The sequence below is a fragment of the Gemmatimonadetes bacterium SCN 70-22 genome (genome assembly GCA_001724275.1).
Taxonomy (GTDB): Bacteria; Gemmatimonadota; Gemmatimonadetes; order Gemmatimonadales; family Gemmatimonadaceae; genus SCN-70-22.
Map to the genome: position 1 here is coordinate 34456 of MEDZ01000015.1, position 26019 is coordinate 60474.

Sequence of the window (26019 nt, forward strand, 5' to 3'; positions counted from 1 at the left end):
TCGCACGGTGGGCCGCGCCTCGCGCCCGGCCCGGCGGGCGGCGACGCGCGGCGCGCGAGTTCCTACGCGTTGGGCTGCGGCGTGACGCGCAGGTAGGGCTTCTTCTTCACGAACCCCTTGGGGAAGCGCTGTGTCGCCTCCTCGTCGGAGAGTGCGTTGGAGATGATCACGTCCTCGCCCGGCTGCCAGTCGGCGGGGGTGGAGACGGAGAAGTTGGCCGTTAGCTGCAACGAGTCGAGGACGCGCACGATCTCGTCGAAGTTGCGGCCGGTGCTCGCCGGGTAGGTGAGCATCAGTTTCACCCGGTTGTCCGGGCCGATCACGAACACCGAGCGCACCGTCTGCGTGTCGTTCGCGTTCGGGTGAATCATGTCGTACAGGGTCGAGACCTGGTGGTCCGGGTCGGCGATCATCGGGAAGTTGACGGCGTTGCCCGTCACGTCCTCGATGTCGCTCTCCCACTTGTGGTGCGACTCCACGGGGTCGACGCTGAGGCCGATGACCCTGGTGTTCCGCTTCGCGAACTCGGGCATGAGCTTGGCCACGGCGCCCAGCTCCGTGGTGCACACGGGGGTGAAGTCCCGGGGATGCGAGAAGAGGATCGCCCACCTCCCCTCCTTCCACTGGTGAAAGTGCACCGGCCCCTGCGTGGTGTCGGCCGTGAAATCCGGCGCGACGTCTCCGATTCGAACCGTCATGGTGGGCTCCGCTGGTGTCACGTGAGCCTAAGCGCACGCCACGCCCGGCGGAAGGCGGGGCCGTGCGGCGCCAGCCCCCTCTCCACCCCCCTGCGCCGCGAGCAAGCGCGGCTGTCAGGCAAGCGCCCACACCCGGATCCCGACTTCGCGGTAGCCGATCGTCCCGATTCTCCGACTTCGACCGCGCGTGCATCCGGCGAGCGTTGCGTGCGGAGGTACATGAATGCAGCATGAGCGAACCACAGGGCGGTCGATCGCGACGAGGCTGGGCCACGGGCTCCGGCGCACGGTCACGGCCGTTTCGCTGCTGGTCGCCCCCTGGCCGGTGCTCGGCGCCCAGGACGCCGGTGCCCCCCTCCCCTTCGGCATCGGCGAGGAACTTCGGTATCAGGTCACCGCCGGGCGGTGGGGACGCGTGGGGCGCGGGACGATGTCCGTGGAGGGCCCCGAGGACGTGCGGGGCCATCGCGCGCTCCTGTTGCGATTCGAGGTCCGGGGGCGCATCGGTCCGGTGTCGGTCGTGAATCGCACCGATTCCTGGGTGACGCCCTCGCCGCTCGCCTCGCTCCGCTTCTCGAAGTACGAGCGGCAGTTCATCCACCGCCGCGACGAGCGCGTCGAGATCTTCCCGCCCGACCAGCGCTGGCGCTCGCACGGCGATGTGGGCGACGCGGGGGAGGCGGGGGAGGCGGGGGCGGCCGGCGATGGCGGGACGACGCCGACCGACGCGCCGCTGGATGAGCTCTCCTTCATCTATTTCCTGCGCACGCTGCCCCTGTCGCTGCACGAGCGGCATTCGCTGTCGCGTCACTTCCGCGCGGAGCGCAACCCGGTCGAGGTCACGGTGCTCGGGCGCGAGGTCATCACCGTGCCGGCCGGCGTGTTCGCGACGGTGGTGGTGGAGATGCGCGTGAAGGACCGCCGCCACTACGACCGCGAGGGGGTCCTTCGCCTGCACCTGACGGACGATCGCGCGCACGTCCCCGTGCGGATCGAGACGGCCATGCCCGTCGTGGGCACGACGGTGCTCGTCCTCGAGTCCCGTCGCGACGGGGCCACGACGGTCGTCGGCCGGTGACGCCGCGCACACCTAACTGCGTCATGCGTGCGGCAACTGTTGCCGTCCGGCCGGTACCTAACGCCACTCGTCAGGCAACTCCCCACGCGACTGGCGTGGGCTCCTCACGAAAGTCGCATGTGACCCCCGACATTCGCGCCCCGCGGACCGTCCGATCCTTCGCCTCGAGCAGGGCACCAGACGCTGCTCGCGTGAGAGGCACCGGCGCCGCGCTGGCGACGCTCGTGCAACGCACCTGAGGCTCACCTGAGGCTCACCTGAGACTCGACCCGGAGCACCCCGACATGCGCAGCCCAACCATTCGCACCTTCCTCGGCCTCGCCTTCCTCGCGCCGTTCACGGCCGCGTGGACGACGGGAACCCGCTCGCTCGACCTCGAACCCAGCAGCAAGCTGTGGGTCACGGGCACGTCGACCGTCCGCTCGTGGCAATGCAAGGCCGCGACGTTCGACGCCGCGATCCAGACGACGCAAGACGCCGGCATCCCCGCCGCCATCCTCGCCGGCGACAAGGCGGTGCGCGCCGTGTCGGTGACCGTCCCCGTCGAGCGCCTCGATTGCAACAACGGCACGATGAACGAGCACATGCGCAAGGCCCTCAAGGCGCAGGAGTTCCCCACCATCACCTTCACCCTCGCCGGCTACGAGCTCGCCAAGCAGGCGGAGGGGGTGAAGGTGACGCTCAACGGGACGCTGACGCTCGGGGGCATGCAGAAGGCCATCACCATGCAGGCCGACGCCAGGGAGGAAGGCCCCGGGGCGCTGCGCGTGAGCGGCGTGCACGAACTGCGCATGAAGGAATACGGGCTGAAGCCGCCCACCCTGATGATGGGGACGATGAAGGTGAACGAGCTCGTGAAGGTGAACTTCGACCTCCTGTTGAAGGACTGACGCCACTGTACGCGGGGCGGTTCGCCCGCCCCGCGCCGACGGGCGCACGATGCGCCCGGTGATATCCTCCGAGGGCAACATCCATGACTGCCAGAACCACGTTCTCCGCGATCTTCGCTGCCTCGCTGCTCAGCGCCTCCGTCGTGATCGCCCAGCAGGCGCCGGCCAACAAGCCGTCCGACCCCGCCCCAGCCAAGAGCTCCGGCACGACCGACTCCTCGAAGACCGACAGCAAGGCGGCCAAGCCCGCCTCCTTCAGCTACGCGCCGCAGATCGGCATCCAGCGCCTTCGCCCGGTCGACCAGCGCGGGATCAACGTCTTCGAGACGCCGAAGACCGACGCCGTGCCGTACACCGGCTTCAAGCTCGAGTGGGGCGCCGCCTTCACCCAGCAGTTCCAGGACCTCGACCACTCCAACACGGCCGCGCCGCGCATGGTCGGGGGCACCGACATGAACCAGCCGGTGAGCATCGGCGCCGGATTCAACAACGCCAACGCCAACCTGTACATGAACGCGCAGCTCGCGCCGGGGATCCGCGTGGCGCTGACCTCGTACATGTCGGCCCGGCACCACAACGAGATGTGGGTGAAGGATGGCTACCTCCTGATCGACGAGTCGCCGATCAAGGTCAAGGCGCTCGAGACGTTGATGCAGTACGTGACGGTGAAGGCCGGGCACTTCGAGATCAATTACGGCGACGCCCACTTCCGCCGCACCGACAACGGGAACGCGATGTACAACCCGCTCGTGGGCAACTACATCATGGATGCCTTCACGACCCAGATCGGCGGCGAGGTGCTGTTCCGCAAGGGCGCCTTCCTGGCCATGGGCGGCGTGACGGGTGGTGAGGTGCGCGGCGTCGTCCGCACGCCCGAAAAGCGCTCCCCCGCGTTCCTCGGCAAGATCGGCTTCGACAAGCAGTTCACCCCGATGGTCCGCGTGCGCCTGACGGGCTCGATGTTCTCGCAGTCCAAGTCGGCCAACAACACGCTGTACACCGGCGACCGCGCCGGCTCGCGCTACTACTCCGTCCTGGACTCGGTGACGTCCAGCGAGACCTCGCAGGCCTGGTCGGGCGCCCTCCAGCCCGGGTTCTCCAGCAAGGTGCACGCGAACGTGATCAACCCGTTCGTCAAGGTCGGCGGCCTGGAGCTGTTCGGGAACATCGAGACCGCCAAGGGCGGCGCCGCCACCGAGACGGTGGATCGCGAGTGGAAGCACAATGCCTACGAGGCGACCTACCGCTTCCTGAAGGACCAGCTCTACGTCGCCGCCCGCTACAACACGGCGAAGGGACGGCTGCCGAAGATCGCCAACGACGTCTCCCTCGACCGCTCGCAGTTCGGCGGCGGCTGGTTCATCACGCCCAACGTGATGCTCAAGACCGAGTACGTGACGCAGAAGTACAACGACTTCCCGGTGAACGACATCCGCAACGGCGGGAAGTTCAAGGGCTTCGTGGTGGAGGGCGTGGTCGCCTTCTGACCCGGCCGGGGAGAACGCGGAGGGGCGCCGGTTCCGGCGCCCCTCCGTGCGTTTCCGGCGGCTGCGACGCCGGTTGCTGCGACGCCGGCCCCGGGATGCCTAACGGCTCCCCTCCCTCACCCGCTGGCCCCCGCCCCTTCCTCGGCCAGCGGGTACAGGGGGAAGTCGTCCGTCAGCGCCTTCACCGAGGCCCGCACCGCCTCGTGGGCGGCCGCGTCGTCGGGGGCGGCCAGCACGGCGTCGATCAGCGCGGCGATCCGGCGCATCTCCCCTTCCCGCATCCCGCGCGTCGTCACCGCGGGGGTGCCGATCCGGATGCCGCTGGTGACGAACGGCGACTGCGTCTCGCGGGGCACCGTGTTCTTGTTGACGGTGATCCCCGCCCGGTCGAGCACCTGCTCCGCCAGCTTTCCCGTGATCCCCTTGTTGCGCAGGTCGACGAGCATCAGGTGATTGTCCGTCCCGCCCGAGACGAGCTGGTATCCGCGCTCCGCCAGCGCCAGCGCCAGCGCCTGGGCGTTGCGCACGACCTGGCCGCAGTAGTCGGCGAACGACGGATGGAGCGCCTCGCGGAACGCGACGGCCTTGGCGGCGATGACGTGTTCCAGCGGTCCCCCCTGCGAGCCGGGGAAGACCGCCTTGTCGACCACCTTCGCGTGCTCCGCCTTGCACAGGATGAGCCCGCCGCGCGGCCCACGCAGCGTCTTGTGCGTCGTCGTGGTGACCACGTCGGCGTGCGGCATCGGCGAGGGGTGGTGCCCCGTCGCCACGAGCCCCGCGATGTGCGCCATGTCGACCATCAACAGCGCTCCCACCTCGCGGGCCACCTCGGCGAAGGCGGCAAAGTCGATCACGCGCGGATAGGCGCTCGCCCCGGCGATGATCATCCGCGGCCGCTCGCGACGCGCCACGTCGCGCAACATGTCGTAGTCGATGTACCCGGCGTCGGTGACGCCGTAATGCACCGCGCGATACAGGAGCCCGGAGAAGTTGACCGGCGACCCGTGCGTCAGGTGCCCGCCCTGCGAGAGGTCCTGCCCGAGCAGCGTGTCACCCGGCTTGAGGAAGGCGAGGCAGACCGCGCTGTTGGCCGAGGCCCCGGAGTGCGGTTGGACGTTCGCGTGGTCGGCGCCGAACAGCTGCTTGGCCCGGTCGATCGCCAGCTGCTCCACATGGTCCACGATCTCGCAGCCGCCATAGTAGCGCTTGCCCGGGAGCCCCTCCGCATACTTGTTGGTGAGGGGTGAGCCCAGCGCCTCGAGGACGGCCGGGGAGACGAAGTTCTCGCTGGCGATCAGTTCGAGCCCCTCGGACTGGCGCTCGATCTCACGCTCGATGAGCCGGGCGATCTCCGGGTCGGCCTCGCGCAGCGCGCTCCCCGGGGGACACCGATCCCACGACTTCCAGTCGCTCATTTCGCCTCCGGCGCAGGTTCGATCTTCTCGACGCGTCGCTCATGCCGTCCCCCCTCGAAGGGGGTCTTGAGCCACGTCTCGAGAATACGGGTGGCGTCCTCCTCGGACACGAAGCGCGCGGGGAGGACGAGGATGTTCGAATCGTTATGCAGCCGCGACAGCTCGGCAATTTCCGGCGTCCACGCCACGGCGGCGCGTACGTGCGGGTGCCGGTTGGCGGCGTACGACATGCCGAGTCCCGTCCCGCACAGGAGCACGCCGCGCCTGGCCTCCCCATGTTCGACGCGCAACGCCACCGGATGCGCGAAATCGGGATAGTCGGTCGACGCCGACGAGTTGGTGCCGACATCCTGCACGTCGTAGCCCAGCGCCTCGAGGCGCGCCACGAGCTTCTGCTTCAACGCGAAGCCGGCGTGGTCGGAGCCGATGGGGATGGTTTCCTTGGACACGAGAGGACGAAAGGACGAGAAGACGAGAAGACGAGAAGACGAGAAGACGAGAAGACGAGAAGACGAGCGGACGACCGAATTCTACAGTGCGGGACGCGACGCGGAGAGGGGGCGGGGCCGACAGGCTCCCACCCCCTCTCCGCCCCTCGGCCGCGCGCCCGCCCCTAGCTCCTTCTGGGCCACTGCGGCCAGGTGCGCACCAGCCCCCCCACCGCGGCGAGGCGGCGCTCGGCCAGGCGATCGGCCGCCTCATAGGTCGGGATCCCCTGCTCGCGGGCAATCTCGAAGACGCCGAGCGTCGTGTCGTAGATCTCGTCGGCCTTGCGCAGGGCGCGCTGCGCCGTCCATCCGGCCAGCTCGCTGTACACGTTGATGACACCGCCGGCGTTGGCGACGAAGTCGGGGGCGTAGAGGATCCCCTTCTTCTCCAGGTCGCCCCCGTGCTTCTCCGGGAGGAGGAGCTGGTTGTTGGCCGCACCGGCGACGATCTCGGCCCGCAGCTTGGGGATCGTGTCATCGTTGATGATCCCGCCGAGGGCGCAGGGGGCGAAGATGTCCGCCTGCACGCTGTAGATCGCGTCGAGGTCCACCGCGCGCGCCCCGCACTCGTCCACCACGCGCTTCACGCGCGCCGCATCGATGTCGGTGACGATGAGCTTCGCCTCGTGGGCGTGGAGTTCCTTGCACAGGTAGTAGCCGACGTTCCCCAGCCCCTGCACCGCGATCGTCTTGCCGGCGACCGACTCCGAGCCCCAGCGGTGCTTGGCCGTGGCCTGGATGGCGCGGAAGACGCCGCGGGCGGTGACCGGCGAGGGGTCGCCCGACTTGGTCGCCAGCCCGGCGACGTAGTCGGTCTCCATGTGCACGAAGTCCATGTCCGCCGTGCTCGTCCCCACGTCCTCGGCAGTGACGTACCGTCCGCCTAACGACTCGACGAAGCGCCCGTGGGCGCGGAAGATCATCTCGCGCTTGGCCGTCCGGTTGTCACCGATGATGACGGCCTTGCCGCCGCCGAGGTTGAGCCCGGCCACCGCGTTCTTGTAGGTCATCCCGCGCGCGAGGCGCAGCGCATCGATGATGGCCTCGTCGTCGCTCTTGTACTGCCAGAAGCGCGTCCCGCCAAGGGCGGGGCCCAGCGTGGTGTCGTGAATCGCGATGATGCCACGGTAGCCACTCGACTTGTCGTGACAGACGACAAGCTGCTCGTGGCCCATCTCGGAGATTACGTCGAAGAGGTTCATGGGTCTTGAGACGGGAGAGGGGAGGCGGGAGACGGGAGTGTGGGGCCGCGCTGGTGGGGACCAGCCGGCGTCACGTCGCCGCGCCGCGTGAGGTGCTGCATTGCGTCATGACTTGGCGTACAACTCGCGGGCAATCACGATCCGCTGGATCTCGGATGTGCCCTCGTAGATCTCGGTCACCTTCGCGTCCCGGAAGAGGCGCTCCACCGGATACTCCTTCACGTAGCCGTAGCCCCCGAAGATCTGGATGGCCTCGGTGGTGACCCACATGGCGGTCTCGCTGGCCATCAGCTTGCTCATGGAGCCGAACTGCGTGATGGGTTGCCCGCGATCCTTCGCCGACGCGGCCGCATACAGCAGGGCGCGCGAGGCGGCCACGCGCGTCGCCATGTCGGCCAGCTTGAACTGCACCGCCTGGAACTCCTTGATCGGCTTGCCGAACTGCTTGCGCTCGGCGGCATACCGTACGGCGTGCTCGAGCGCCGCGCGCGCGATGCCGATGGACTGCGCCGCGATGCCGAGTCGCCCGTTGTCGAGCGACTGCATCGCGTACACGAAGCCCATCCCTTCCTGGCCGAGCAGGTTGGCCGCCGGCACGCGCAACTCGTCGAAGACGAGCTGGTTGGTCTCGGAGCCGCGCAGCCCCATCTTGTCCTCCTTCTTTCCCACGGAGAAGCCGGGAAGGTCGGGCGTGACGATGAAGGTCGAGATCCCACGCGCCCCCTTTCGGTCGTTGGGCGCATCGGTGCGGGCCATCGCGAGGATCACGTCGGCGTGAGCGCCGCTCGTCACCCAGGCCTTCACGCCGGTCAGGACGTAGTGGTCGCCGTCGCGGACCGCCCGCGTGCGCAGCGAGGCCGCGTCGGAGCCGGCGTCCGGCTCGGACAGGGCAAAGGCGCCCAGGAACTCGCCCCGCGCCATGGGGCGGAGGAAGCGCTGCTTCTGCTCCTCGCTCCCGTATCGCAGGAGCATCTGCGTGGGAAGCGAGTTGTGCACGCTCATGAGCACGGCCACCGAGGCATCGACGGCGGCGATCTCCTCGAGCGCGACGAGATACGTACAGGTGTCGAGGCCCAGCCCGTCGTACGCCTCGGGGATGAGCATCCCGAGGAATCCGAGCGCGCCAAGCTTGTCGACGATGCGGCGATCGAAGATCGACTCGCGGTCCCACCGGTCGCTGTGTGGCGCGATCTCGGCGGCCGCGAAGTCGCGCGCGGTCTGCTGGATCGCGCGCTGCTCCTCGGTGAGGGGGATGAGTGCCCAGCTCATGGGAGGTGAGAAGACGAGAGGACGAGAGGACGAGAAGACGAGGCGCGTGCGGAGTGGGCGGCGCGCGCCCGACTCCGGCGTCCCGCCTCGCGGGGGCTAGTCATACTTGTGGAAACCGCGCCCGCTCTTGCGTCCCAGCCACCCCGCGGCGACGTACTTTCGCAGCAAGGGACACGGACGGTACTTGGAGTCGCCGAGCCCGTCGTGCAGGACCTCCATGATGGCGAGGCACGTGTCGAGGCCGATCAGGTCGGCCAGGGCCAGGGGGCCCATCGGGTGGTTCATCCCGAGCTTCATCACGGTGTCGATCGCCTCCACCGTCCCTACCCCCTCCATGAGCGCATACACCGCCTCGTTGATCATCGGGAGGAGGATGCGGTTGGCGACGAAACCGGGGAAGTCGTTCACTTCGACCGGCGTCTTCCCCACGGCCTTCGCCAGCTCGAGGACGCGCTGGGTGGTGGCGTCGCTCGTGGCGAGCCCCCGGATGACCTCCACCAGCTGCATCACCGGGACGGGGTTCATGAAGTGCATCCCGATCACCTGCTCGGGACGCCGGGTCCGGGCGGCGATGTCGGTGATGGAGATGGAGCTGGTGTTGGTCGCGAGGATCGCCCCCGGGGCGGCGAGGCGGTCCACGTCGCCGAAGATCTTGTGCTTCAGCTCCACGTTCTCGGTGGCCGCCTCGATGACGAGGGCCGCACCCGCGACGGCGCCGATGTCGGTGCTGTCGGTGAGGCGGGCCAGGGTGGCCGCCTTGGCCGCGGCGTCGAGCGTCCCCTTCTTCACCTGGCGGTCGAGGTTCTTGTCGATCGTGGCCCTGCCGCGCGCCAGCGCCTCCGCGGCCACGTCGATCATCGTGACGGGGAAGCCGCTTTGCGCGAAGACATGGGCGATCCCGTTGCCCATCTGCCCCGCACCAATCACCGCAATCCTGTCGGACATGTTCGTTCAGCTCCTTGGGCGCGCCCCGCGCCGCAGCAGGAAGACAATCGCGAGCAGCATGCCGGCGGCGGCAAAGAGCCCCGCTTCGGGCCCCCACGCGCCCCCGGTGGCCCAGTCCGGGCCGGCATCCACGGTTCGATAGTTCGGCGCCCCCAGCCCCGTCCCGCTCACCGACGTGTGCATCACGCCGGCCATCACGAAGTTCCACGCCACGTGCGCCGCCCACGCCGCGTAGAGACTGCGCATCGCCACCAGGATGCTCCCGAGAAAGATCCCCGCGAGCGTCACCACCGCGATCGACTGCAACGTCGCTCCCGCGTTCTCCAGGTGCATCAGGCCGAAGGCGACGCTCGTCAGCACGATCGCCGCTTGCGCCCCGAGCCGCTCTCGCAGGAGCGCGAACGCGTAGCCTCGCGTCGCCAGCTCCTCCCACAGGGCCGCCGGGACCAGGAGGGCGAGGGTGAGCAGCGCCTCCCGCCCCACGTCCCCCGGAGGCATCGCCTCCACGCGCAGCCAGCCGATCCCCAGCAGGGCCAGCGAGGGCACCCCGACCGCCGCCGCGCCTAACGCGCCCCCCACGAGCAGGGCCCGCGGCGTGCACGCCGCCCGGTCGAGCGCCACCAGGCGCCACCCATCCGGCTCAACGACCCGGAACGTCCACCAGTGCCCGACCAGCATCCCGATCGACCACGTCAGGACGTACGTGGGGAGGCGCACCCCGGTGGCCCCCTCGACCCAGGCGGCCACGGGCGGCAGCACGGCGCGGGCGCCGAGATACCCCACGGAACAGGCAAGCAGGAAGATCGCGAACTTCCACGCCGGGGCGACGCTCCCCCCGCGCCACTCGCGCCCACCGGGCGACGGCGCGAGGAGCTCCTCCCCTCCGGACACGGACATGGCCGCTCGCGCGCCGCCGTCGCTTCCGCTCAGCCGACGCGGGAGACCGAGAGCGCCACCGCGTCGCCGCCGCCCAGGCAGAGCGTCACCAGCCCGGTCACCTTGCCGCGGTCCGCCAGCGCGTGAAGGATCGTCACCAGCAGCCGCGTCCCGCTCGCGCCGATCGGGTGCCCGAGGGCGATCGCGCCGCCGTTGACGTTGACGCGATCCCAGTCCCAGCCCAGGGCGTCGCCATCGGCCAGCGCCTGCGATGCAAAGGCCTCATTGGCCTCGATCAGGTCGTAGTCGTTGATGGTGGTCCCCTGCTTCTTCATCAGGTTCCCCACCGCGTGGACCGGGGCGAAGAACAGCTCCTGCGGGTCCACGGCGCCGGTCGCATAGGCATCGATGCGGGCGAGGATCGGGAGGGCGTTGGCGCGCGCGAAGGCCTCGGACGTCACCACCACGGCGGCTCCGCCGTCGTTGAGCGACGAGGCGTTCCCCGCCGTGACCGTGAGGTCGCCGCCGTCCTGCGACGGGAAGGCGGGGCGCAGCTTGCCTAACGCCTCGACCGTCGAGTCCTTGCGCGGCCCCTCGTCCACGCTGACGATGGTCGGCCCCTTGCGGCCGGGAATCTCCACCGGGACGATCTCGGCGGCGAACTTCCCCGCCTCCTGCGCCGCTGCCGCCTTGAGGTGCGACTGCACTGCGAACTCGTCCTGCCGCTGGCGCGTGATGGCCGCCTTGCGCGCCGTGTACTCGGCGTGCCCGCCCATGTGCGTGTCGCAGGAAGCGCACCACAGCCCGTCCTTGATCATCCCGTCGACCAGCGTCTGGTCACCGATCTTCACGCCACCGCGGTGGTTGTAGAGATAGTGCGGGGCGTTCGACATCGACTCCTGCCCCCCCGCCACCACCACCTGGTTGTCACCGGCCTTGATGGACTGCGCGGCGAGCATCACCGACTTGATCCCCGAGCCGCACACCTTGTTGATGGTGACGGCCGAGACCGACGACGGGATTCCCGAACGAAGGAGGGCCTGACGTGCCGGCGCCTGCCCGGTCCCCCCCTGGAGCACGTGCCCCATGATGACTTCGTCGACCTGGTCAGCGGCGACGCCGGAACGCTTGAGCGCCTCGCGGATGGCGATCGCCCCGAGTTCCGGGGCACTGAGCGAGGCCAGGGAGCCGAGGTACTTGCCGATCGGCGTCCGCGCGGCGCCGACGATGACGGGAATGCGCGATGTATCGGACATGGCTGGAACGGCGGGAGAAGGCCCCCACCCGTTTGGGGAGGGGAGACCCGAAAGCTAACCGCGGGTCTCCCGCCGGAACAACGAGGCAGGGGCGGGACGCCCGGAGCCGGCGCGCGTCGTGAGCCACCCCTCGGCGCCGCCGCTCGGCGCGGCCCCTCGGCCGCTCCCCCTCCCCCCGTCGCTACCGCAGGCGCAGCGTCAGGTGGTGCGCCCCCCCCTTCCCGCGCATGTCTTCCCAACCGTAATCGAGCGACACGCGGTCGAACGACACCCCGGCACCGGAGGTCAGCGGACGCTGGGCCCTGAGTTCCGGCGCGCGAACCCCACCGCGCACGACGAACGCCACCCCCTCGATGGGGACGTAACTCAGCTCTCCCCCCGCGGCCGGGAGGACCCGGCCGTCGCGCCGCACCGCCAGGTTGGCGGCGGCGGCCACGTCGAACCACCGGAAGTTGCCGAATCCCCCCGCCGCACCGAACGAGAGCCGGGCGGGGAGTTGCGCTCGTGTCTCCCCGATGGCGAGGTCGCGCCCCAGGTGCTGCAGCGCCACCCCGGCCGTCACCGCCCCGTTGAGGAGGCTCCTGGAGGCGCCGAGGTCGAAGGAGGCCGAGGTCGCGCGCACATCGGAGACGCGTTCCTCCACGTAGCGCGCCGACGCCCCCCACCGCATCCCCTTCCAGGCAAAGGACGCCGCGACGTTGGCGCCCAATCCGGCGGTGGCGCGCGCCGCTTCGTCGGTCAGCACGTCGCTGCGCGCCGGGAAGCCGCCGAAGCGCGACCGCGCGTCCAACAGCTGCGTCCCGACCGAGATGCCGAGCGCCCCGACGGTCATCGCACTCGCCAGGTGCCCCACGGTCGCCCCGCTAGCATAACGAGCCCCGGTCAGCGAGACGGCATTGCTCCCCCCGGCGAGCGCCGGGTTGCCGAAGGCCGCGTCGACGTCCCGCGTCCCCATCGACAGGCCGCCCATCGCCACGGCCCTGGCGCTTGCCGGGAGCTGGAGGATGAGGGGAGCATAGCGCTCGCGCTGCGCCTGCGCGGGCGGCGCCGCCAGCACGACGGCGCACGTCGTCAGGAGCAAGGCGCGCATGGCTCCGCCGATGCGCAGGCCAGCGGTCGCCACCGCGGGAGGGGCGGCGACGACGTCGCCAGCGGGGCGGCCGCTCATCGCGCACCTCCCATCCCGGGGGCCAGGAAATCGGGGGACATGCGGGAGAATCCGATGTTGTCGAGGAGGACCGTCCCCGCGTCGGCGCGATCGAAGCGCCAGCGCACCATCGCGAGGCGGGACGGATCGAAGCCGGGGGTGACTCGCGCGAAGTCGGCGAGCGGGATGGCGTAGGTCTGCAGGACGATCTCGTACGTGCTGGCGAAGCCCTGCTTGTCACGCCCTGCGCGGCGATAGACAAACGACTCGAGCGGGCGCCGCGGGACGCCGTACGCGGACAGCGGCACGCTGGCCGTACGTCCCGCGGCGTCGACCCCCTCGATGCTCAGGTCGATCGGCGTCGTGTCGGTCGAGGCCTTCGTCCGTGGCTTGGGCTTCGCCCTGGGCTTCGCCGTCGCCTTGCGCGTGGAGTCGCCCGCCTTCGTCGTGTCCTTCGGCGGCTGGCGCGGCCCGGGGGTGACGTCGGTGGGGGCGAGCGAGAAGACGAAGGAGCTCCCGCCATCGATGCGCCAGGCCGCGCGCAACGAATCGCCTAACGACATGGCGTAGACCGCTGGCTGGCCGCGCGCGAGCGTGTCGTCGCCCGCGACCCGCCGGTTCCACCCGAGCGTCACCGCGGTGTGCCCCTGGTTGCTCCCCTTCCAGCGGAACGGGACCACCGCCTCCTTCCACGACGCCAGCGAGTCACCGCGCAACGTCACGCCGTGCACGCTCCCGGTGGTGACGTCCACGTCTTCCTCGTAGTCCGCCGCCGTGCGGAACGTGGCGTCCTCGAAGCGGGTGAGGTACATCGTCCTGGGGAGCCACCCCCCGGCCGCGCGATGGTCCCGGAACAGCGGGAGATACTCGCGCTTGTCGCGCAGCGTCGCCTCGAGGAAGGCGGTGATGGTCACCTCGGCGAAGCGGCGCTGCTCCTGCGGGGTCACGAGGCCGCGCACGTCGAGGTAGCGCGCACTGCGCGGGCCACCGTCGAGGTTGCCCCACACGGTGTTCCACTGCCCGTGGTTGGCGCGATACATGTAGATGGCGGACTTGAACCACGCGCCGCCGTCCGTGAAGTGCAGGCGCTCGTACTGGGCGAGTCCCGAGAAGGACGAGACGTCTCCGTCGTGCGAGCCGTGAATCAGGAGGTAGTTGTAGTTGGACAGCGGCGTGGGCTTGCCCGACGGGCGATACTGCCCGTCCACCGGGGCGATGGCCACCAGCGACCTGATGTCGAAGCCGAAGTCGAACGCGACGGACGCATCGTCGGGATAATGGGCCAGGCGGTTGAAGGCCCCCGCGACGGCGACCGCCTCGCCCCCCCGCGAATGCCCCATCAGGGCGATGCGGGTCATGTCCACCTTGCCCTGCAGCGGCGAGCCGGTGGAGTCGTTGAAGCGGCGCCAGGCCTGCAGGTGCTTGAGCAGCATCCACCCGCGCGCGTCGTTCTCGTTGCGCATGAAACCGTTGAGGAAGTTCTCGTCCACCGAGGCCAGGATGAAGCCGCGCGAGGCGAGCAGCTCTCCCAGGTAGCGGTAACCGGGGTCCGAGAACTCCTTCATGTTGTGGTTGCCGTGCACGATGAGGACGAGCGGGTACGGCCCGGCGCCATCCGGATACCAGACGCGCCCGTTCACCGGGAGCTTGCTGAAGTCGAAGCCCCAGAACTTCTTCCGAAGCTTCCCCTGCTGCGGATCGGGCGGGCCCGCGAGCTTGCTCCCGTCGACGGTTGCGGTGCGGAGGGTTACCGAGTCCCGGAACTCGGCGCGGCGCTTGTCGGTGCCGCTCCCGTAGTAGAGCGAGCGCACCGCCAGGGGACCGCGCAGGCCGGGATCGGGCGCGGCAATCGACTGCCGCGAGAGGACGATGGCGGAGTCGTCCCTGGCGAGCTTCAGCGGTGCCGCGATGCACGCCGCAAGGGCGACGGGCGTGACCGCCAGCACGAAGGGCGTCGCGAGCCGACGCCGGGGCGCAGCGTGCATTTCACCTCGAGGAGGGAGTCGTCCTGATCGCGCGGTATGACACCGGTTCGGGTGAAAAGGTGTGCACGGTGCCGCGCGCCGGTAACCCATGCGGGACGAACCGCGACTACCGAGCCGTCAGAGGGCGATCGTCGCCCGCCCCGTCACGCGCCCGCCCACGCCCCGCGGACACGGCCCTGCGGAAACGCCCCGATTCAGATCCACTCGAGCGCGGTCCGCGTTCGCTCGGTCACCACGTTGCCGGTGTGTCGCGTGGACTCGGGCTCGAAGAGGACCACGTGCACCTCCTCGTCGGCGACCGGGCGATGTTCGACGCCGCGCGGGACGATGTAGAACTCCCCGGCCCCGATCGTCACCTCGCGGTCGCGTAGCTGCATGCGCAGCGTCCCCTGCACCACGAGGAAGAGCTCGTCTTCATGCGCGTGGAAGTGCCAGTCGAATTCGCCCTTGAGCTTGGCCACCTTGACCAGCTGGCCGTTGAGGGCCCCGATGACGCGGGGGTGCCAATGGTCATCGAAGCGGGAGAATTTCTCGGCGAGGTTGACGGCGCGCATGGGCGTGGCGGATGAGGGGGCTCGTCAGGCGTGCCTGGCGACGGCCGAGTGCCGCGCGACCTGGCGATAGACGGGATAGCTCAAGGCCATGAAGATCACGGCGACCAGCGCCGTGCGACGATCGGCGGCCACGAAGCCGACCAGCAGGGCCAGCGACGCGAGCAAGGCGATCACGGTCGTCAGCGGCGCCCCCCACGCCCGGTACGGGCGGGCGAGCCCGGGCTCGCGACGGCGCAGCACGAGCACGTTCAGGGTGTTGACGGCGTCCACGACGGTCATGAGGACGGCCGTGAGGGCGAAGAGCCGCTCGAAGGTCCCGCTCAGGGCGAGCGCCACCGCCACGAGGGCCGTGAGGATCGTCGCCACCGCCGGCGTTCCTCTCCGGTTGACCGATGCCGCCCGGCGGAAGAAGAGCCCATCGCGGGCGATGGCGAAGAGGGCGCGCGGCGCGATCATGACGAGGGCATTGAGGATGCCGAGCAGCACCAGCAGGGCGAGTCCGGTGACCAGGCGATCGCTCGCCCCGCCGAAGACGCGTTGCATGGCGGTGGCCGCCGGGAGGGTGCTGGCCGCGAGCGCTCGGATCGGGAGGACGTGCAGGTAGGCGGCGTTCATCAGCAGGTAGATCGCCATCACGACGAGGACGCCGAGCAGGAGCGCGCGCGGGACGTCGCGCCCGGGGTCCACCTGTTCCTCGCCGAAGAAGGCGGCCGCGTACCAGCCGCCGTATGCGCCGATCACCAGCTGCAACGCGCCGGCGAAGGCGACGAGGGTCACCCCGCCGGACGCGTCGTCCCCTGGCGGGCTGCCGGCGTACGGCAGGGCGTCCGGGGCGGCGGGCGCCAGGAGGCAGGCGGCGACGAAGGCGAGGAGCGCCGCGGCCTTGGCCAGCGAGACCACCTCCTGCGTCCGGCTCCCCGCGCGTACCCCCGCCAGCTGCAGCGAGGCGAAGACCGCGAGGCCCGCCACCGCGACGACCGGTTCGAGGCCGGCCAGCGACGGGACGAGCCGCGCCCCGTACTCGGCGGCGGCCAGCGGGATGTACGCCGTCGCGACCGTCAGGGCGAGCCAGTCGCTCCACCCGATGAGGAAGCCGCCGTACGGGCCGAGGGCGCGCCGGGCGAAGACGTACGATCCCCCGGAGCGCGGGATCGCCGCCGCCAACTCAGCGAGGTTGTTGGCCTGCAGGAGGGCGTAGAGCCCCGCGAGGCCCCACGCCAGGAAGACCAAAACCTCGTGCTGCACCAGGCCGGCGATCGTCCCCGGCGTGCGCAGGATCCCGACACCGACGGCCCCACCGACGATGATGGCAAGGCCGAAGCCGACGCCGAGGACGCGCTGGAGGGCGCCACGCGGCGTCGGCATCGACTAGGCGCCGAGAGCCCGCGTCCGGATCTCCTCCTGCACCCGGGCAATGAAGGCATCCACGCCGACGATGTCCTGCTTCTTCCCCTGCCCGCGGGCGCGCACGGCGAGCGTCCCCTGCTCCGCCTCGCGCTTCCCGAGAACGGCCATGTACGGGATCTTCAGGAGCTCGGCCTCGCGAATGCGGTAGTTGAGCGTGTCGTTGTGCGCGTCCATCGTGGCGCGGATGCCGGCGCCCCGCAGCCTGGCCGTCACCTCCGCCGCCTGCGGGGCGAGGTCGTCGGTGATGGGGAGGATGCGCACCTGCTCCGGCGCGAGCCAGACGGGGAAGGCGCCGGCGAAGTGCTCGATGAGGATCGCCATGAAGCGCTCGAACGAGCCGCTCACCGCGCGGTGGATCACGACCGGGCGGTGCACCGTATTGTCCTCGCCGACGTAGGTCATGTCGAAGCGCTCCGGCGCGGCGTAGTCGAGCTGGATCGTCCCCAGCTGCCACGCCCGCCCCAGCGAGTCGGTGACGTCGAAGTCGATCTTGGGGCCGTAGAACGCGCCATCCCCCGGCTTGAACTCGTAGGGGAGCCCCGTCGAGTCGAGGGCCGCCTGCAGCGCCGCCTCGGCACGGTCCCACATCGCGTCCGTCCCGATCCGCACCTCGGGGCGGGTGGCGAACTTGAGCGTGGCCGTGAGCCCGAAGGTGCGGTAGTAGCCAAGGATGAAATGCAGCAGGCGGTGCACCTCCTCCGGGATCTGGGACTCCATGAGGAAGATGTGGCAGTCGTCCTGCTGGAACTGGCGCACGCGCGTGAGCCCCGACAGCGCGCCGGTGATCTCGTTGCGGTGCAGCACGTCGTACGTGTTGTAGCGGAGCGGGAGCTCGCGGTACGAGTGCTTCTTGCTGTTGTACAGGACGTAGTGCGAGGGGCAGTTCATCGGCTTGAGCGACATGTCGTGCTCGCCCGACTCGTTGTTCAGGACGAGGAACATGTTCTCGCGGTACTTCCCCCAGTGGCCGGAGGTCTCCCACAGCCCCTTGTTGTACAGCAGCGGGGTCTTGATCTCCTTGTAGTCGTCCCGTTGCAGCTCGCGGAGGTACTCGTTGATCGTGTTGACGATCGTCGTCCCGCGCTCGGTCCAGAAGGCCGCCCCCGGCGCGTAGGGGTGGAACAGGAAGAGGTCCAGCGCCTTCCCCACCACGCGGTGGTCGCGCCGCTTCGCCTCCTCGATGCGGAACAGGTGCTGCTCGAGATCCTCCTTCTTCCAGAACGCCGTCGCGTAGATGCGCTGCAGCATCTGCCGCCGCTCGTCGCCGCGCCAGTATGCCCCCGCCGTGCTCAGCAACTTGAAGTGCCTGAGGTACGACGTATCGGGCACGTGGGGGCCGCGGCAGAGGTCGATGAACGGGCCGTCGGTATAGGTGGAGATGATCTCGCCGGTCGGGAGGTCGTCGATGCGCTCCAGCTTGAGCGGGTCGTCGGCGAAGTGCTGCCGCGCCTCGTCGATGTTCACCTCGGCGCGGACGAACGGGTACTTCTCGGCCACGACCTTCCGCATCTCCGCCTCGAAGGCCTCGAGGTCCTCGGGGGTGAAGGGCTTCTCGACCTCGAAGTCATAGTAGAAACCGTCGTCGATGGCCGGGCCGAAGCCGATCTTCGCCTCGGGGCGCAGCCGCCGCACCGCCGTGGCGAGGATGTGCGCCCCGGAGTGCCGTAGCACCTGCAGCGACTCCGGATCCTTCTCCGTCAGGACCCGGAACGCCCCCGCGCGCCGCAGGGGGGTCATGAGATCCTGTACCTCGCCGTCGACGGAAACCGCCACCGCCGCGCTCAGGAGTCGCGGACCGATGGAGGCCACCACATCGCGCGGAAGCGTGCCGGCTGGGACTTCGCGGGTATCGCCGTTGGGAAGGGTCAGGGTCAGCAGTGCGGACATGGGAGCGTGGGGCGAGGCACGTGAGAAAATGGGTGCGCCGGGCGCGCGGATGGGGGAACCGCGCTAACGGACGCTTTCGATGAGCGGGGTGACACGCCCGGCATACCGGAACGCCAGCACGACCCCCCCGACGACGAGCGCGGCGAGGAGGAGCCACGGAATGAGGCGCGTGAGGGTGGAGGAGCGATGTTCCGGCGGCACAGATCGCATATTGACGACGCGCAAGTTATCGTACGACAGTGAGTTGATGCTACGGGGACGCGCGAGCGCCGCTCACGCCCCGCCACCCGAGACGACACATGGTTCGGTATCACGACGACGAGGATTCCGGCACGGGCCGCGCGCTCCTGGTCACCGCGGGAGTGGCCGCCGGCCTCCTGGCGGGGGCCGTGGTCGCGCAGCGGCTCGGCGGATGGAAGGGACTCCGCAAGCTCCTCAGGAATCGGCGCCACCCGCTCCACGCCGTGCTGAGCCGCGTCCTCCCTGGGGGGATCGTGGCGACGGTGCTCGACTCCATCGGGATCGACGAAATGGTGAGCGCCCTCCTGCACGGGCGACGGGGCTCGGGCGCGCGGCTCCGCCGCCGCCGCTACGACGAGGAGCTCGACGAGTACGAGCTGGACGAAGTGGAGCGCGCCACGGCGGGACTCGACGACGAGGACGACGAGGACGACGAGGACGACGAGGAGTCGCCGCGCGCCTTGCGGCTGCACGACGACGAACTCGTGGAGGAGGACGAGGAGGAGGACGAGGCCGAGGACGTCGACGCGTACGATGAGCTCGTCGACGACGAGGACGACGACGCCGAGGACGCGGAAGCCGAGGAGGCGGACGGCGACGACGTTATCGTCGGCGAAGACGAGTGGGAGGAAGGGGAGGAGGTGGTGGAAGGCTTCGACGAGGAGGAGGACGAGATCGTCGAGACCATCCCTCCCGAGGACGTCGAACGCGAGGTGTTGGCGGCCTTTAGGCGGCACCCGCTGCTGCGCCAGCGCGCGCTGGAGATCGCCGTCGACGAGGACGGGGTCCTCGAACTCACCGGTTGGGTGCGGCGCGAGCGCGAGCTGCGTATCGCCCGCCGGGTCGCCGCCCGGGTCCCGGGAGTGGAGCGCATCGTCGTCGACGTGGCCGTCCGCGATGGCGTACGCGAGGCCGCGCGCACCGACGTACGCGGGGACGTGCGGACGGACGGCCGCGTTGCCACCGAGGGCCGTCCCGTGCAGGACGGCCCTCGTCGCATTCGCCCCTCGCTTGCCCGAACGGATAGATTTCGCCCTCATGTCGACCAACGAATTCCCCTCGCAATACGACCACGCCGCCACCGAGCGCGCCCTGTACGAGCGCTGGCAGGAGGCGGGGGTCTTCACGGCGCAGCCCGAACGCTCCCGACGCGCCGGCGGCACGCGCGATCCCTTCACGATCGTCATCCCCCCGCCCAACGTGACCGCCGTCCTCCACATGGGGCACGGGCTCAACAACACCGTGCAGGACGTGGTGATGCGCTGGCGCCGGATGAGCGGAGACGAGGCGCTGTGGATCCCGGGGACCGACCACGCCGGGATCGCGACACAGAACGTCGTCGAGAAGCAGCTGGCCAAGGAGGGGAAGACACGCTTCGACGTCGGACGCGAGCCGTTCGTGGCGCGCACCGCTGCGTACGTGGAAGAGACGGGGGGGACCATCCTGGCCCAGCTGCGCGCCATCGGGGCGTCGGCCGACTGGACCCGAACGGCCTACACCCTCTCGCCCCAGCTGTCGCGCGCCGTGCGCGAGGCCTTCGTGCGCCTGTTCGAGCGCGGGCTCATCTACCGAGGCCATCGCGTCATCCACTGGTGCCCGCGCTGCCTGACGTCGCTCTCCGACGAGGAGGCCGAGCACCACGAGAGCAGCGGGAAGCTGTACCACATCAGCTATCCCATCACCGCGGCCAACGTCGCCGAGGAGCCACGATTCATCGTCGTGGCCACCACACGCCCCGAGACGCTGCTGGGTGACGTGGCGGTGGCGGTGAACCCCAACGACGACCGCTACAAGGATCTCATCGGGCGCACCGTGAAGCTCCCGATTGCCGACGTCGAGATCCCGATCATCGCCGACGACTACACCGATCCTGCGTTCGGATCGGGGGCGGTGAAGATCACGCCGGCACACGACGCCAACGACTTCGAGGTGGGGCAGCGTCACAGCCTGGCGATGCCGGTCATCCTCACGCCGACCGGCGAGCTCCGCGAGGTGATGGATGCCGGCGGGCGCGTCCCCGAGGACCTGACGGGGATGGATCGCTTCGCGGCACGCGACGAGATCGTGCGCCGCCTCGAGGCGCTCGGACGCCTGGTGAAGGTCGAGCCGCACCAGCATGCGATCCGTCGCTGCTACCGCTGCGACACGGTGGTCGAGCCTCGCCTGTCGGAACAGTGGTTCGTCAAGATGAAGCCGCTCGCCGAGCCCGCCCTGCGGGCGGTGCGCGAGCGGGAGGTCCGCATCCTCCCCGAGCGCTGGGAAGCGGTCTACATCAACTGGCTGGAGGGGATCCGGGACTGGAACATCTCACGGCAGCTGTGGTGGGGGCATCGCATCCCCGTCTGGTACTGCGACGGGTGTGGCAAGGTGACCGCCTCGCGCGAGGACGTGACGCACTGCCCCGCCTGCTCGGGACCGGTGCGGCAGGACGAGGACGTCCTGGATACCTGGTTCTCGTCGGGACTCTGGCCGTTCTCGACGCTGGGATGGCCCGACGACACCGCCGACCTCAAGGCGTTCTACCCCACCGACATGCTCGTCACCGCCCCGGAGATCCTCTTCTTCTGGGTGGCCCGCATGATCATGACCGGCTACGCCTTCATGGGTGAGGCACCGTTCCACACGGTGTACCTGCATGGGACGGTGCGCGACACCAACCACGTGAAGATGTCCAAGTCGCTGGGGAACGGGATCGACCCTCTCGACGTGGTGAAGCTCTACGGGGCCGATGCGCTGCGCTACACGGTCGTGGCGGGGATGGGGCTCGGGGCCGACACGATCCTCGATCCGAAGGACCTGGAGCGCTCGTTCGCCCCGGGGCGCAACTTCGTCACCAAGCTCTGGAACATCGGACGCTTCCTCCTGACCAACGTGGGGGACGACGAGGTCCTTCCGATCGACGCGATCCCTCCCGGCGACTTCACGCGAGCCGACCGCTGGATCCTCGGCCGGCTCGACGCCGCGATCGACGCATGCAACACGGCGTTGGGGCCCGCGCGCCCGGATGCGGGGCGCTGGCGCGAAGAGCAACGCTTCGCCGGGCTGCGCCTCAACGAATACGCCGAGGCGGCGCGCAGCTTCGTCTGGAGCGAGCTCGCGGACTGGTACCTGGAATCGGTGAAGGGACGCCTGACGGCCCCCGGCGAGGATCGCGAGACGGCCCGCGCCGTCCTGGTGCACGCCTTCGACCAGGCGCTCCGCCTCCTCCACCCCATCGTCCCCTTCGTGACCGAGGCGCTCTGGCAGCGCCTCCCGGGGCACGTGAACCGGACGTTCCTGGCGGTGGCGCCCTGGCCCACCGCACTCCAGCTCGCCGGGGAATCGAGCGAGTTCGAGCGGGTCATCGAGGCGGTCGTCGCCATCCGCCAACTGCGCGGCGAGTACGGCATCGCCCCGGGAAAGCAGCTCGCCGGCTTCGTCATCCCCGCCGCCGCTTCCGGCGCCCTGTTCGCGACCGAGGGGGCGCTCATCGAGCGCCTGACCCGCTGCGCCGTGACGGTGGCCGACGCCTCGCCGGCCGGGGCAGCGGCACACCAGGTCCTCTCCGATGGTACTGAGATCGTGCTCCCGCTGGCGGGAGCCATCGACCTCGACAAGGAATGCGCGCGACTCAAGGGAGAATTGGAAGGATTGGAGAAGCAGCTCACGGGGCTGCGTTCCCGCCTGCAGAACGAGAACTTCGTGGCTCGCGCCAAGCCGGAGGTGGTGGAGGCGGAACGACGGAAGGAGCAGGAGTGGAGCGCACGCCGCGAGCAGCTGGCGGCCAAGGTGGGGTCGTTGTGCGGCAGCTAGCGCGGCTGCTGGTCGTCGCCGCGGCATGGAGCTGTGCCTCGGCGGGGGCCCCGCCGGGCGGACCGGAGGACTTCGAGTCGCCCAAGGTCGTGCGCGTCCGCCCGGACACCAATGCGGTGAACGTGCGGGCCGGCGGCGTGACGTTCGAGTTCGACGAGGTGGTGAGCGAACGCCCGCGGGGCGCGACGGACCTCGCGGGACTCTTCCTCGTCTCGCCGAGTGCCGGAACGCCGAGCATCTCCTGGAGGCGGAAGACGGTGTCGGTGAGCCCGCGCGGCGGGTTGCGTCCCGGCACGACGTACACCGTGCGGATGCTCCCCGGCCTCACCGACCTCGAGGCGAATGTCGACTCCATCGGGATGCTCGTGGTGTTCTCGACGGGCCCGTCCATCGCGACCGGGCACCTGCGCGGCGTCATCTTCGACTGGCCGGCGGAGAAGCCGGCGCCGGAAGCGCTCATCGAGGCGTTTCCCATTCCCACGTCACGCGATTCGGTGCGCTACGTCGCCCTGTCCGACTCCTCGGGACAGTACGACCTGGCCCACGTCCCGCCCGGCCGCTACCTGCTGCGCGGGCTGGTCGACGCCAACAAGAATCGCCTCATCGACCCGCGCGAGCTGTACGACACGGTGACCGTGACGCTCGCCGACTCGCTGCGCCACGAGATCCTGGCCTTCGTGCACGACACGCTGGGGGCGGGGATCCAGACGGTGACGGTCACCGACTCGCTGACGCTGCGCGTCTCGCTCGATCGGGCACTCGACACGTCGTTCGTGCTCGACACCACGCGCTTCACGCTCAAGCAGGCCGACTCCACGGCCGTGCGGATCGCCCGCGTCCTCTCCCGGCGCGCGTTCGAGAAGGAGCGCGATGATTCCATCCGGACCAAGGCCATCCAGGACTCCATCCAGCGGGCGGCGCGGCGCGACTCGGCCCGCGCCGCCGACACGACACGGGCGGCGCCAACGCCCCCGGTCCCGCCGACCACGCGGCGGACGCCCCCGCGCCGTGCCACCCCCGCCCCGCCGGCCCAGGCTCCCGACACCACCGCCAGGCGCAAGCCGGCTCCCAAGCCGAGCGTCCCGGCCCCGGTCAGCGAGGTGGTGATCAAGCTCGGGACCCCGCTTCGCCCCGGCACGACGTATCGTCTCCGGGCCATCGAGCTGCGCACGCTGTTGCGTCATGCGCGCACGAGCGAGCGCGTCTTCACCACGGAGAAGGAGCGCAAGGCAGCCGACACCACCCGCAAGGGGGCGGCACGCCGCGACTCGACGCCGCGCCCCCGGCCGGACACGGGGGGCGTCGGGGGGGCGGCGGGACGCGGGCCGGCGTCCGGCACCGTGGGGGCGTCGCTGGCGTCGTCGCCTCGCGCGGCGCACGCCAGGTCGCCGTGGGTCGACGACCGGCGCCGCGCCGCCATCGCTAGCCGTTAGGCTCGTGACCGACGCGCGCCGCGCCCTCCCCGCCATCGGCGTCCTCCTGGCGCGCCGAGGGGTGCAGGCGCTCGGGGAAGGCGCCCCACGCGCGCTCCTCGCGGAGGCGGCCCGGCGCGCGGTGGCCGACGTGCGCGAGGGGCGCACTCCTGTCCCGTCCGACGAGGCGGGATGGGTGGCACGCATCGCGGAGGTACTGCACGCCCTGCAGCAGCCGTCGCTCCGCGCGGTGTTCAACGCGACCGGTGTCGTCCTCCATACCAACCTCGGGCGCGCCCCGCTGGCCCACGCCGCCCTCGAGGCCATCAACGGGACGGCCGCGGGCGCGTGCAACCTCGAGTACGACATTGCCGAGGGGCGGCGCGGGTCGCGATACGCGCACTGCGTCGCCCTCCTGTGCGAGCTGACCGGCGCCGAGGATGCGATCGTCGTCAACAACTGCGCGGCGGCGCTCGTCCTGGCGCTCAACACCTTCGCCCGCGACCGCGAAGCGATCGTGTCCCGGGGCGAGCTGGTCGAGATCGGGGGGAGCTTCCGCGTCCCGGAGATCATGGCGCGGAGCGGCGCCGCGCTGCACGAGGTGGGGACGACCAACCGCACGCACGTCGACGACTATCGCGCCGCGTTAGGCACCGCGACCGGGGCCCTGGTCAAGGTGCACCGCTCCAACTTCGAGATCACCGGCTTCGTCGCCGAGGCGACGGTGCGCGACCTCGCCCCGGTGGCCGGCACGCACGGCGTCCCCCTGCTCTACGACTTCGGGAGCGGGCTGATGGTCGACCTGTCCGCGCATGGCCTGGCGGGCGAGCCCGTGGCGCGCGACGGCGTGCGCGACGGCGCCACGCTGACCATGATGAGCGGCGACAAGCTCCTCGGCGGGCCGCAGGCCGGCATCATCGTCGGGCGCGCCGAGGCGGTCGACGCCTGCCGGCGCAACCCGCTCTGCCGCGCCCTTCGGGTGGACAAGCTCACCCTCGCCGCGCTCGAGGCCACGCTGGTGCTGTATCGCGACCCTGCCGCCGCCATGCGCGAAGTCCCGGTGCTGGCGATGCTGACGGCACCGGCCGACGACATCCGCGCGCGGTCGGAATCGTTGGGTGACGCCCTCCGCGCCGCCGGGATCCCCTGCGACGTCGTCCCTGCCGAGGCCACCGTGGGCGGCGGCGCCTTCCCGGCGGCGCGCATTCCGTCGTGGGCCGTCGCGCTCCAGGGCGATGCGCTGGCGCGCGATCGCCAGCTGCGTCGCGGGACGGAACCCGTGGTTGGACGCATCGAGCGCGACCGGCTTCACCTCGACCTCCGCTCCGTCCCGGCCGCGCTCGACCTCCATCTCCGTCGCGCCATCATCGGCGCGTGCGCGCCATGACGGCGCGCCCTGCCGCCTTCCTCGACCGCGACGGAACGCTGATCGAGGACGCCCACTACCTCGCCGATCCCGACGGCGTGCACCTCCTCCCAGGGGTCGCCGAGCCGGTGTCCGCCATCAACGAGGCGGGCCACCTCGCAATCGTGATCACCAACCAGAGCGGGATCGCGCAGGGGCTCCTGACCGAGGCGCAATACGAGGCGACGCGGCAGCGACTCGACGCCCTCCTCGCCGAACGAGGGGCACGGATCGACGCGTCCTACCACTGTCCGCACCACCCCAGCGTCTCCGGCCCGTGCGACTGCCGCAAGCCGGCGACCGGGCTGTACCTGCGGGCGGCCAGGGAGCAGGACATCTCGTTGGAGCGGTCGCTCTTCGTGGGAGACCGTCGTCGCGACATCGAGCCGGCCACGGAGCTCGGCGGAATGGGGATCCTCGTCCCGTCCAACGAGACCCCTCCCAACGACGTCTACTGGGCCCGCACGCACGCCCGCGTGATGCACTCGCTGGGCGAAGCGGTCACCCACTGGCTGGCCACGCTGGCGCGCTGAGCAGCGCCGCATCGTACCCCCACACTGCCCTTACTCCGCGAGCGCCGCGTGGG

General features: G+C 70.3%; 21 protein-coding genes. 7 read left to right on the forward strand and 14 right to left on the reverse strand.

Annotated features, from left to right (window positions below):
* Nucleotides 1–62: 62 nt before the first annotated feature.
* Nucleotides 63–698, reverse strand: a complete 636-nt coding sequence (locus ABS52_09220) for a peroxidase (protein ID ODT03382.1) — start codon at nt 696–698, stop codon at nt 63–65.
* A 325-nt stretch (nt 699–1023) separates the two neighbouring features.
* Here ABS52_09220 and ABS52_09225 point away from each other — a divergent pair, with 325 nt between their 5' ends.
* From ABS52_09225 to ABS52_09235, 3 genes are all read left to right on the forward strand, one after another.
* On the forward strand, nt 1024–1776 hold the full coding sequence (locus tag ABS52_09225) for a hypothetical protein (protein ODT03383.1): 753 nt from the start codon (nt 1024–1026) through the stop codon (nt 1774–1776).
* 284 nt (nt 1777–2060) lie between these two features.
* Nucleotides 2061–2666, forward strand: coding sequence for a hypothetical protein (locus ABS52_09230; GenBank protein ID ODT03384.1), 606 nt, complete (start codon nt 2061–2063; stop codon nt 2664–2666).
* A gap of 272 nt (nt 2667–2938) precedes the next feature.
* Entirely contained in the window at nt 2939–4153 is a 1215-nt protein-coding gene (locus tag ABS52_09235) for a hypothetical protein (GenBank protein ODT03479.1), read from the forward strand.
* 116 nt (nt 4154–4269) lie between these two features.
* Here ABS52_09235 and ABS52_09240 read toward each other — a convergent pair whose 3' ends face one another.
* The 13 genes from ABS52_09240 to ABS52_09300 all read right to left on the reverse strand — a co-directional run bounded on the left by ABS52_09240 (nt 4270) and on the right by ABS52_09300 (nt 19864).
* Nucleotides 4270–5568, reverse strand: a complete 1299-nt coding sequence (locus ABS52_09240; GenBank protein ID ODT03385.1) for a serine hydroxymethyltransferase — start codon at nt 5566–5568, stop codon at nt 4270–4272.
* Complete coding sequence (locus ABS52_09245) at nt 5565–6017, reverse strand: ribose 5-phosphate isomerase B (GenBank protein ID ODT03386.1); 453 nt, start codon at nt 6015–6017, stop codon at nt 5565–5567. Before ABS52_09245 ends, ABS52_09240 begins: the two co-directional genes overlap by 4 nt.
* Before the next feature lie 164 nt (nt 6018–6181).
* Entirely contained in the window at nt 6182–7258 is a 1077-nt protein-coding gene (locus ABS52_09250) for a leucine dehydrogenase (protein ID ODT03387.1), read from the reverse strand.
* A gap of 105 nt (nt 7259–7363) precedes the next feature.
* The gene (locus ABS52_09255; protein ODT03388.1) at nt 7364–8527 is read right to left on the reverse strand and encodes an acyl-CoA dehydrogenase; all 1164 of its coding nucleotides are present in this window, start codon (nt 8525–8527) and stop codon (nt 7364–7366) included.
* A 96-nt stretch (nt 8528–8623) separates the two neighbouring features.
* Complete coding sequence (locus ABS52_09260; protein ODT03389.1) at nt 8624–9472, reverse strand: 3-hydroxybutyryl-CoA dehydrogenase; 849 nt, start codon at nt 9470–9472, stop codon at nt 8624–8626.
* Nucleotides 9473–9478: 6 nt separating this feature from the next.
* Nucleotides 9479–10369, reverse strand: coding sequence for a hypothetical protein (locus tag ABS52_09265; protein ID ODT03390.1), 891 nt, complete (start codon nt 10367–10369; stop codon nt 9479–9481).
* A 29-nt stretch (nt 10370–10398) separates the two neighbouring features.
* Nucleotides 10399–11604 (reverse strand): acetyl-CoA acetyltransferase, encoded by a 1206-nt coding sequence (locus ABS52_09270; GenBank protein ODT03391.1) that lies wholly within the window; start codon nt 11602–11604, stop codon nt 10399–10401.
* 181 nt (nt 11605–11785) lie between these two features.
* Nucleotides 11786–12772: a hypothetical protein gene (locus ABS52_09275; protein ID ODT03392.1), complete on the reverse strand. Its 987-nt coding sequence runs from the start codon at nt 12770–12772 to the stop codon at nt 11786–11788.
* Nucleotides 12769–14736 carry a hypothetical protein gene (locus ABS52_09280; protein ODT03393.1) on the reverse strand — a complete coding sequence of 656 codons (1968 nt, stop codon included), beginning with the start codon at nt 14734–14736 and terminating at the stop codon, nt 12769–12771. The genes ABS52_09275 and ABS52_09280 overlap by 4 nt, the downstream gene beginning before the upstream one ends.
* Nucleotides 14737–14930: 194 nt before the next feature.
* Nucleotides 14931–15290, reverse strand: a complete 360-nt coding sequence (locus ABS52_09285) for a mannose-6-phosphate isomerase (GenBank protein ODT03394.1) — start codon at nt 15288–15290, stop codon at nt 14931–14933.
* A 24-nt stretch (nt 15291–15314) separates the two neighbouring features.
* On the reverse strand, nt 15315–16655 hold the full coding sequence (locus ABS52_09290; GenBank protein ODT03395.1) for a hypothetical protein: 1341 nt from the start codon (nt 16653–16655) through the stop codon (nt 15315–15317).
* A gap of 3 nt (nt 16656–16658) precedes the next feature.
* Nucleotides 16659–18584 carry a threonine--tRNA ligase gene (locus ABS52_09295; protein ODT03396.1) on the reverse strand — a complete coding sequence of 642 codons (1926 nt, stop codon included), beginning with the start codon at nt 18582–18584 and terminating at the stop codon, nt 16659–16661.
* Entirely contained in the window at nt 18569–19864 is a 1296-nt protein-coding gene (locus ABS52_09300) for a hypothetical protein (GenBank protein ODT03397.1), read from the reverse strand. The genes ABS52_09295 and ABS52_09300 overlap by 16 nt, the downstream gene beginning before the upstream one ends.
* On the opposite strand from ABS52_09300, the gene ABS52_09305 reads away from it, so the two are divergent.
* From ABS52_09305 to ABS52_09320, 4 genes are read left to right on the forward strand one after another with little or no spacing between them, the layout of a single operon-like run.
* Nucleotides 19863–22616, forward strand: a complete 2754-nt coding sequence (locus ABS52_09305; GenBank protein ID ODT03398.1) for a valine--tRNA ligase — start codon at nt 19863–19865, stop codon at nt 22614–22616. The genes ABS52_09300 and ABS52_09305 overlap by 2 nt on opposite strands.
* On the forward strand, nt 22604–24049 hold the full coding sequence (locus tag ABS52_09310) for a hypothetical protein (GenBank protein ODT03399.1): 1446 nt from the start codon (nt 22604–22606) through the stop codon (nt 24047–24049). The genes ABS52_09305 and ABS52_09310 overlap by 13 nt, the downstream gene beginning before the upstream one ends.
* A 4-nt stretch (nt 24050–24053) precedes the next feature.
* Nucleotides 24054–25415 carry an L-seryl-tRNA(Sec) selenium transferase gene (locus ABS52_09315; protein ODT03400.1) on the forward strand — a complete coding sequence of 454 codons (1362 nt, stop codon included), beginning with the start codon at nt 24054–24056 and terminating at the stop codon, nt 25413–25415.
* Nucleotides 25403–25966, forward strand: coding sequence for a hypothetical protein (locus tag ABS52_09320; GenBank protein ID ODT03401.1), 564 nt, complete (start codon nt 25403–25405; stop codon nt 25964–25966). The genes ABS52_09315 and ABS52_09320 overlap by 13 nt, the downstream gene beginning before the upstream one ends.
* Nucleotides 25967–26019 lie beyond the last annotated feature (53 nt).

Excerpts from the sequence above, each read along its gene's own strand:
- ABS52_09275 (ODT03392.1), bottom strand. The coding sequence starts at position 12,772 with ATGAGCGGCCGCCCCGCTGGCGACGTCGTCGCCGCCCCTCCCGCGGTG.
- ABS52_09300 (ODT03397.1), bottom strand. The coding sequence starts at position 19,864 with ATGAGGGCGAAATCTATCCGTTCGGGCAAGCGAGGGGCGAATGCGACG.
- ABS52_09265 (ODT03390.1), bottom strand. The coding sequence starts at position 10,369 with ATGTCCGTGTCCGGAGGGGAGGAGCTCCTCGCGCCGTCGCCCGGTGGG.
- ABS52_09220 (ODT03382.1), bottom strand. The coding sequence starts at position 698 with ATGACGGTTCGAATCGGAGACGTCGCGCCGGATTTCACGGCCGACACC.
- ABS52_09230 (ODT03384.1), top strand. The coding sequence starts at position 2,061 with ATGCGCAGCCCAACCATTCGCACCTTCCTCGGCCTCGCCTTCCTCGCG.
- ABS52_09280 (ODT03393.1), bottom strand. The coding sequence starts at position 14,736 with ATGCACGCTGCGCCCCGGCGTCGGCTCGCGACGCCCTTCGTGCTGGCG.
- ABS52_09295 (ODT03396.1), bottom strand. The coding sequence starts at position 18,584 with ATGTCCGCACTGCTGACCCTGACCCTTCCCAACGGCGATACCCGCGAA.
- ABS52_09260 (ODT03389.1), bottom strand. The coding sequence starts at position 9,472 with ATGTCCGACAGGATTGCGGTGATTGGTGCGGGGCAGATGGGCAACGGG.
- ABS52_09270 (ODT03391.1), bottom strand. The coding sequence starts at position 11,604 with ATGTCCGATACATCGCGCATTCCCGTCATCGTCGGCGCCGCGCGGACG.
- ABS52_09240 (ODT03385.1), bottom strand. The coding sequence starts at position 5,568 with ATGAGCGACTGGAAGTCGTGGGATCGGTGTCCCCCGGGGAGCGCGCTG.
- ABS52_09305 (ODT03398.1), top strand. The coding sequence starts at position 19,863 with ATGTCGACCAACGAATTCCCCTCGCAATACGACCACGCCGCCACCGAG.
- ABS52_09250 (ODT03387.1), bottom strand. The coding sequence starts at position 7,258 with ATGAACCTCTTCGACGTAATCTCCGAGATGGGCCACGAGCAGCTTGTC.
- ABS52_09255 (ODT03388.1), bottom strand. The coding sequence starts at position 8,527 with ATGAGCTGGGCACTCATCCCCCTCACCGAGGAGCAGCGCGCGATCCAG.
- ABS52_09285 (ODT03394.1), bottom strand. The coding sequence starts at position 15,290 with ATGCGCGCCGTCAACCTCGCCGAGAAATTCTCCCGCTTCGATGACCAT.
- ABS52_09290 (ODT03395.1), bottom strand. The coding sequence starts at position 16,655 with ATGCCGACGCCGCGTGGCGCCCTCCAGCGCGTCCTCGGCGTCGGCTTC.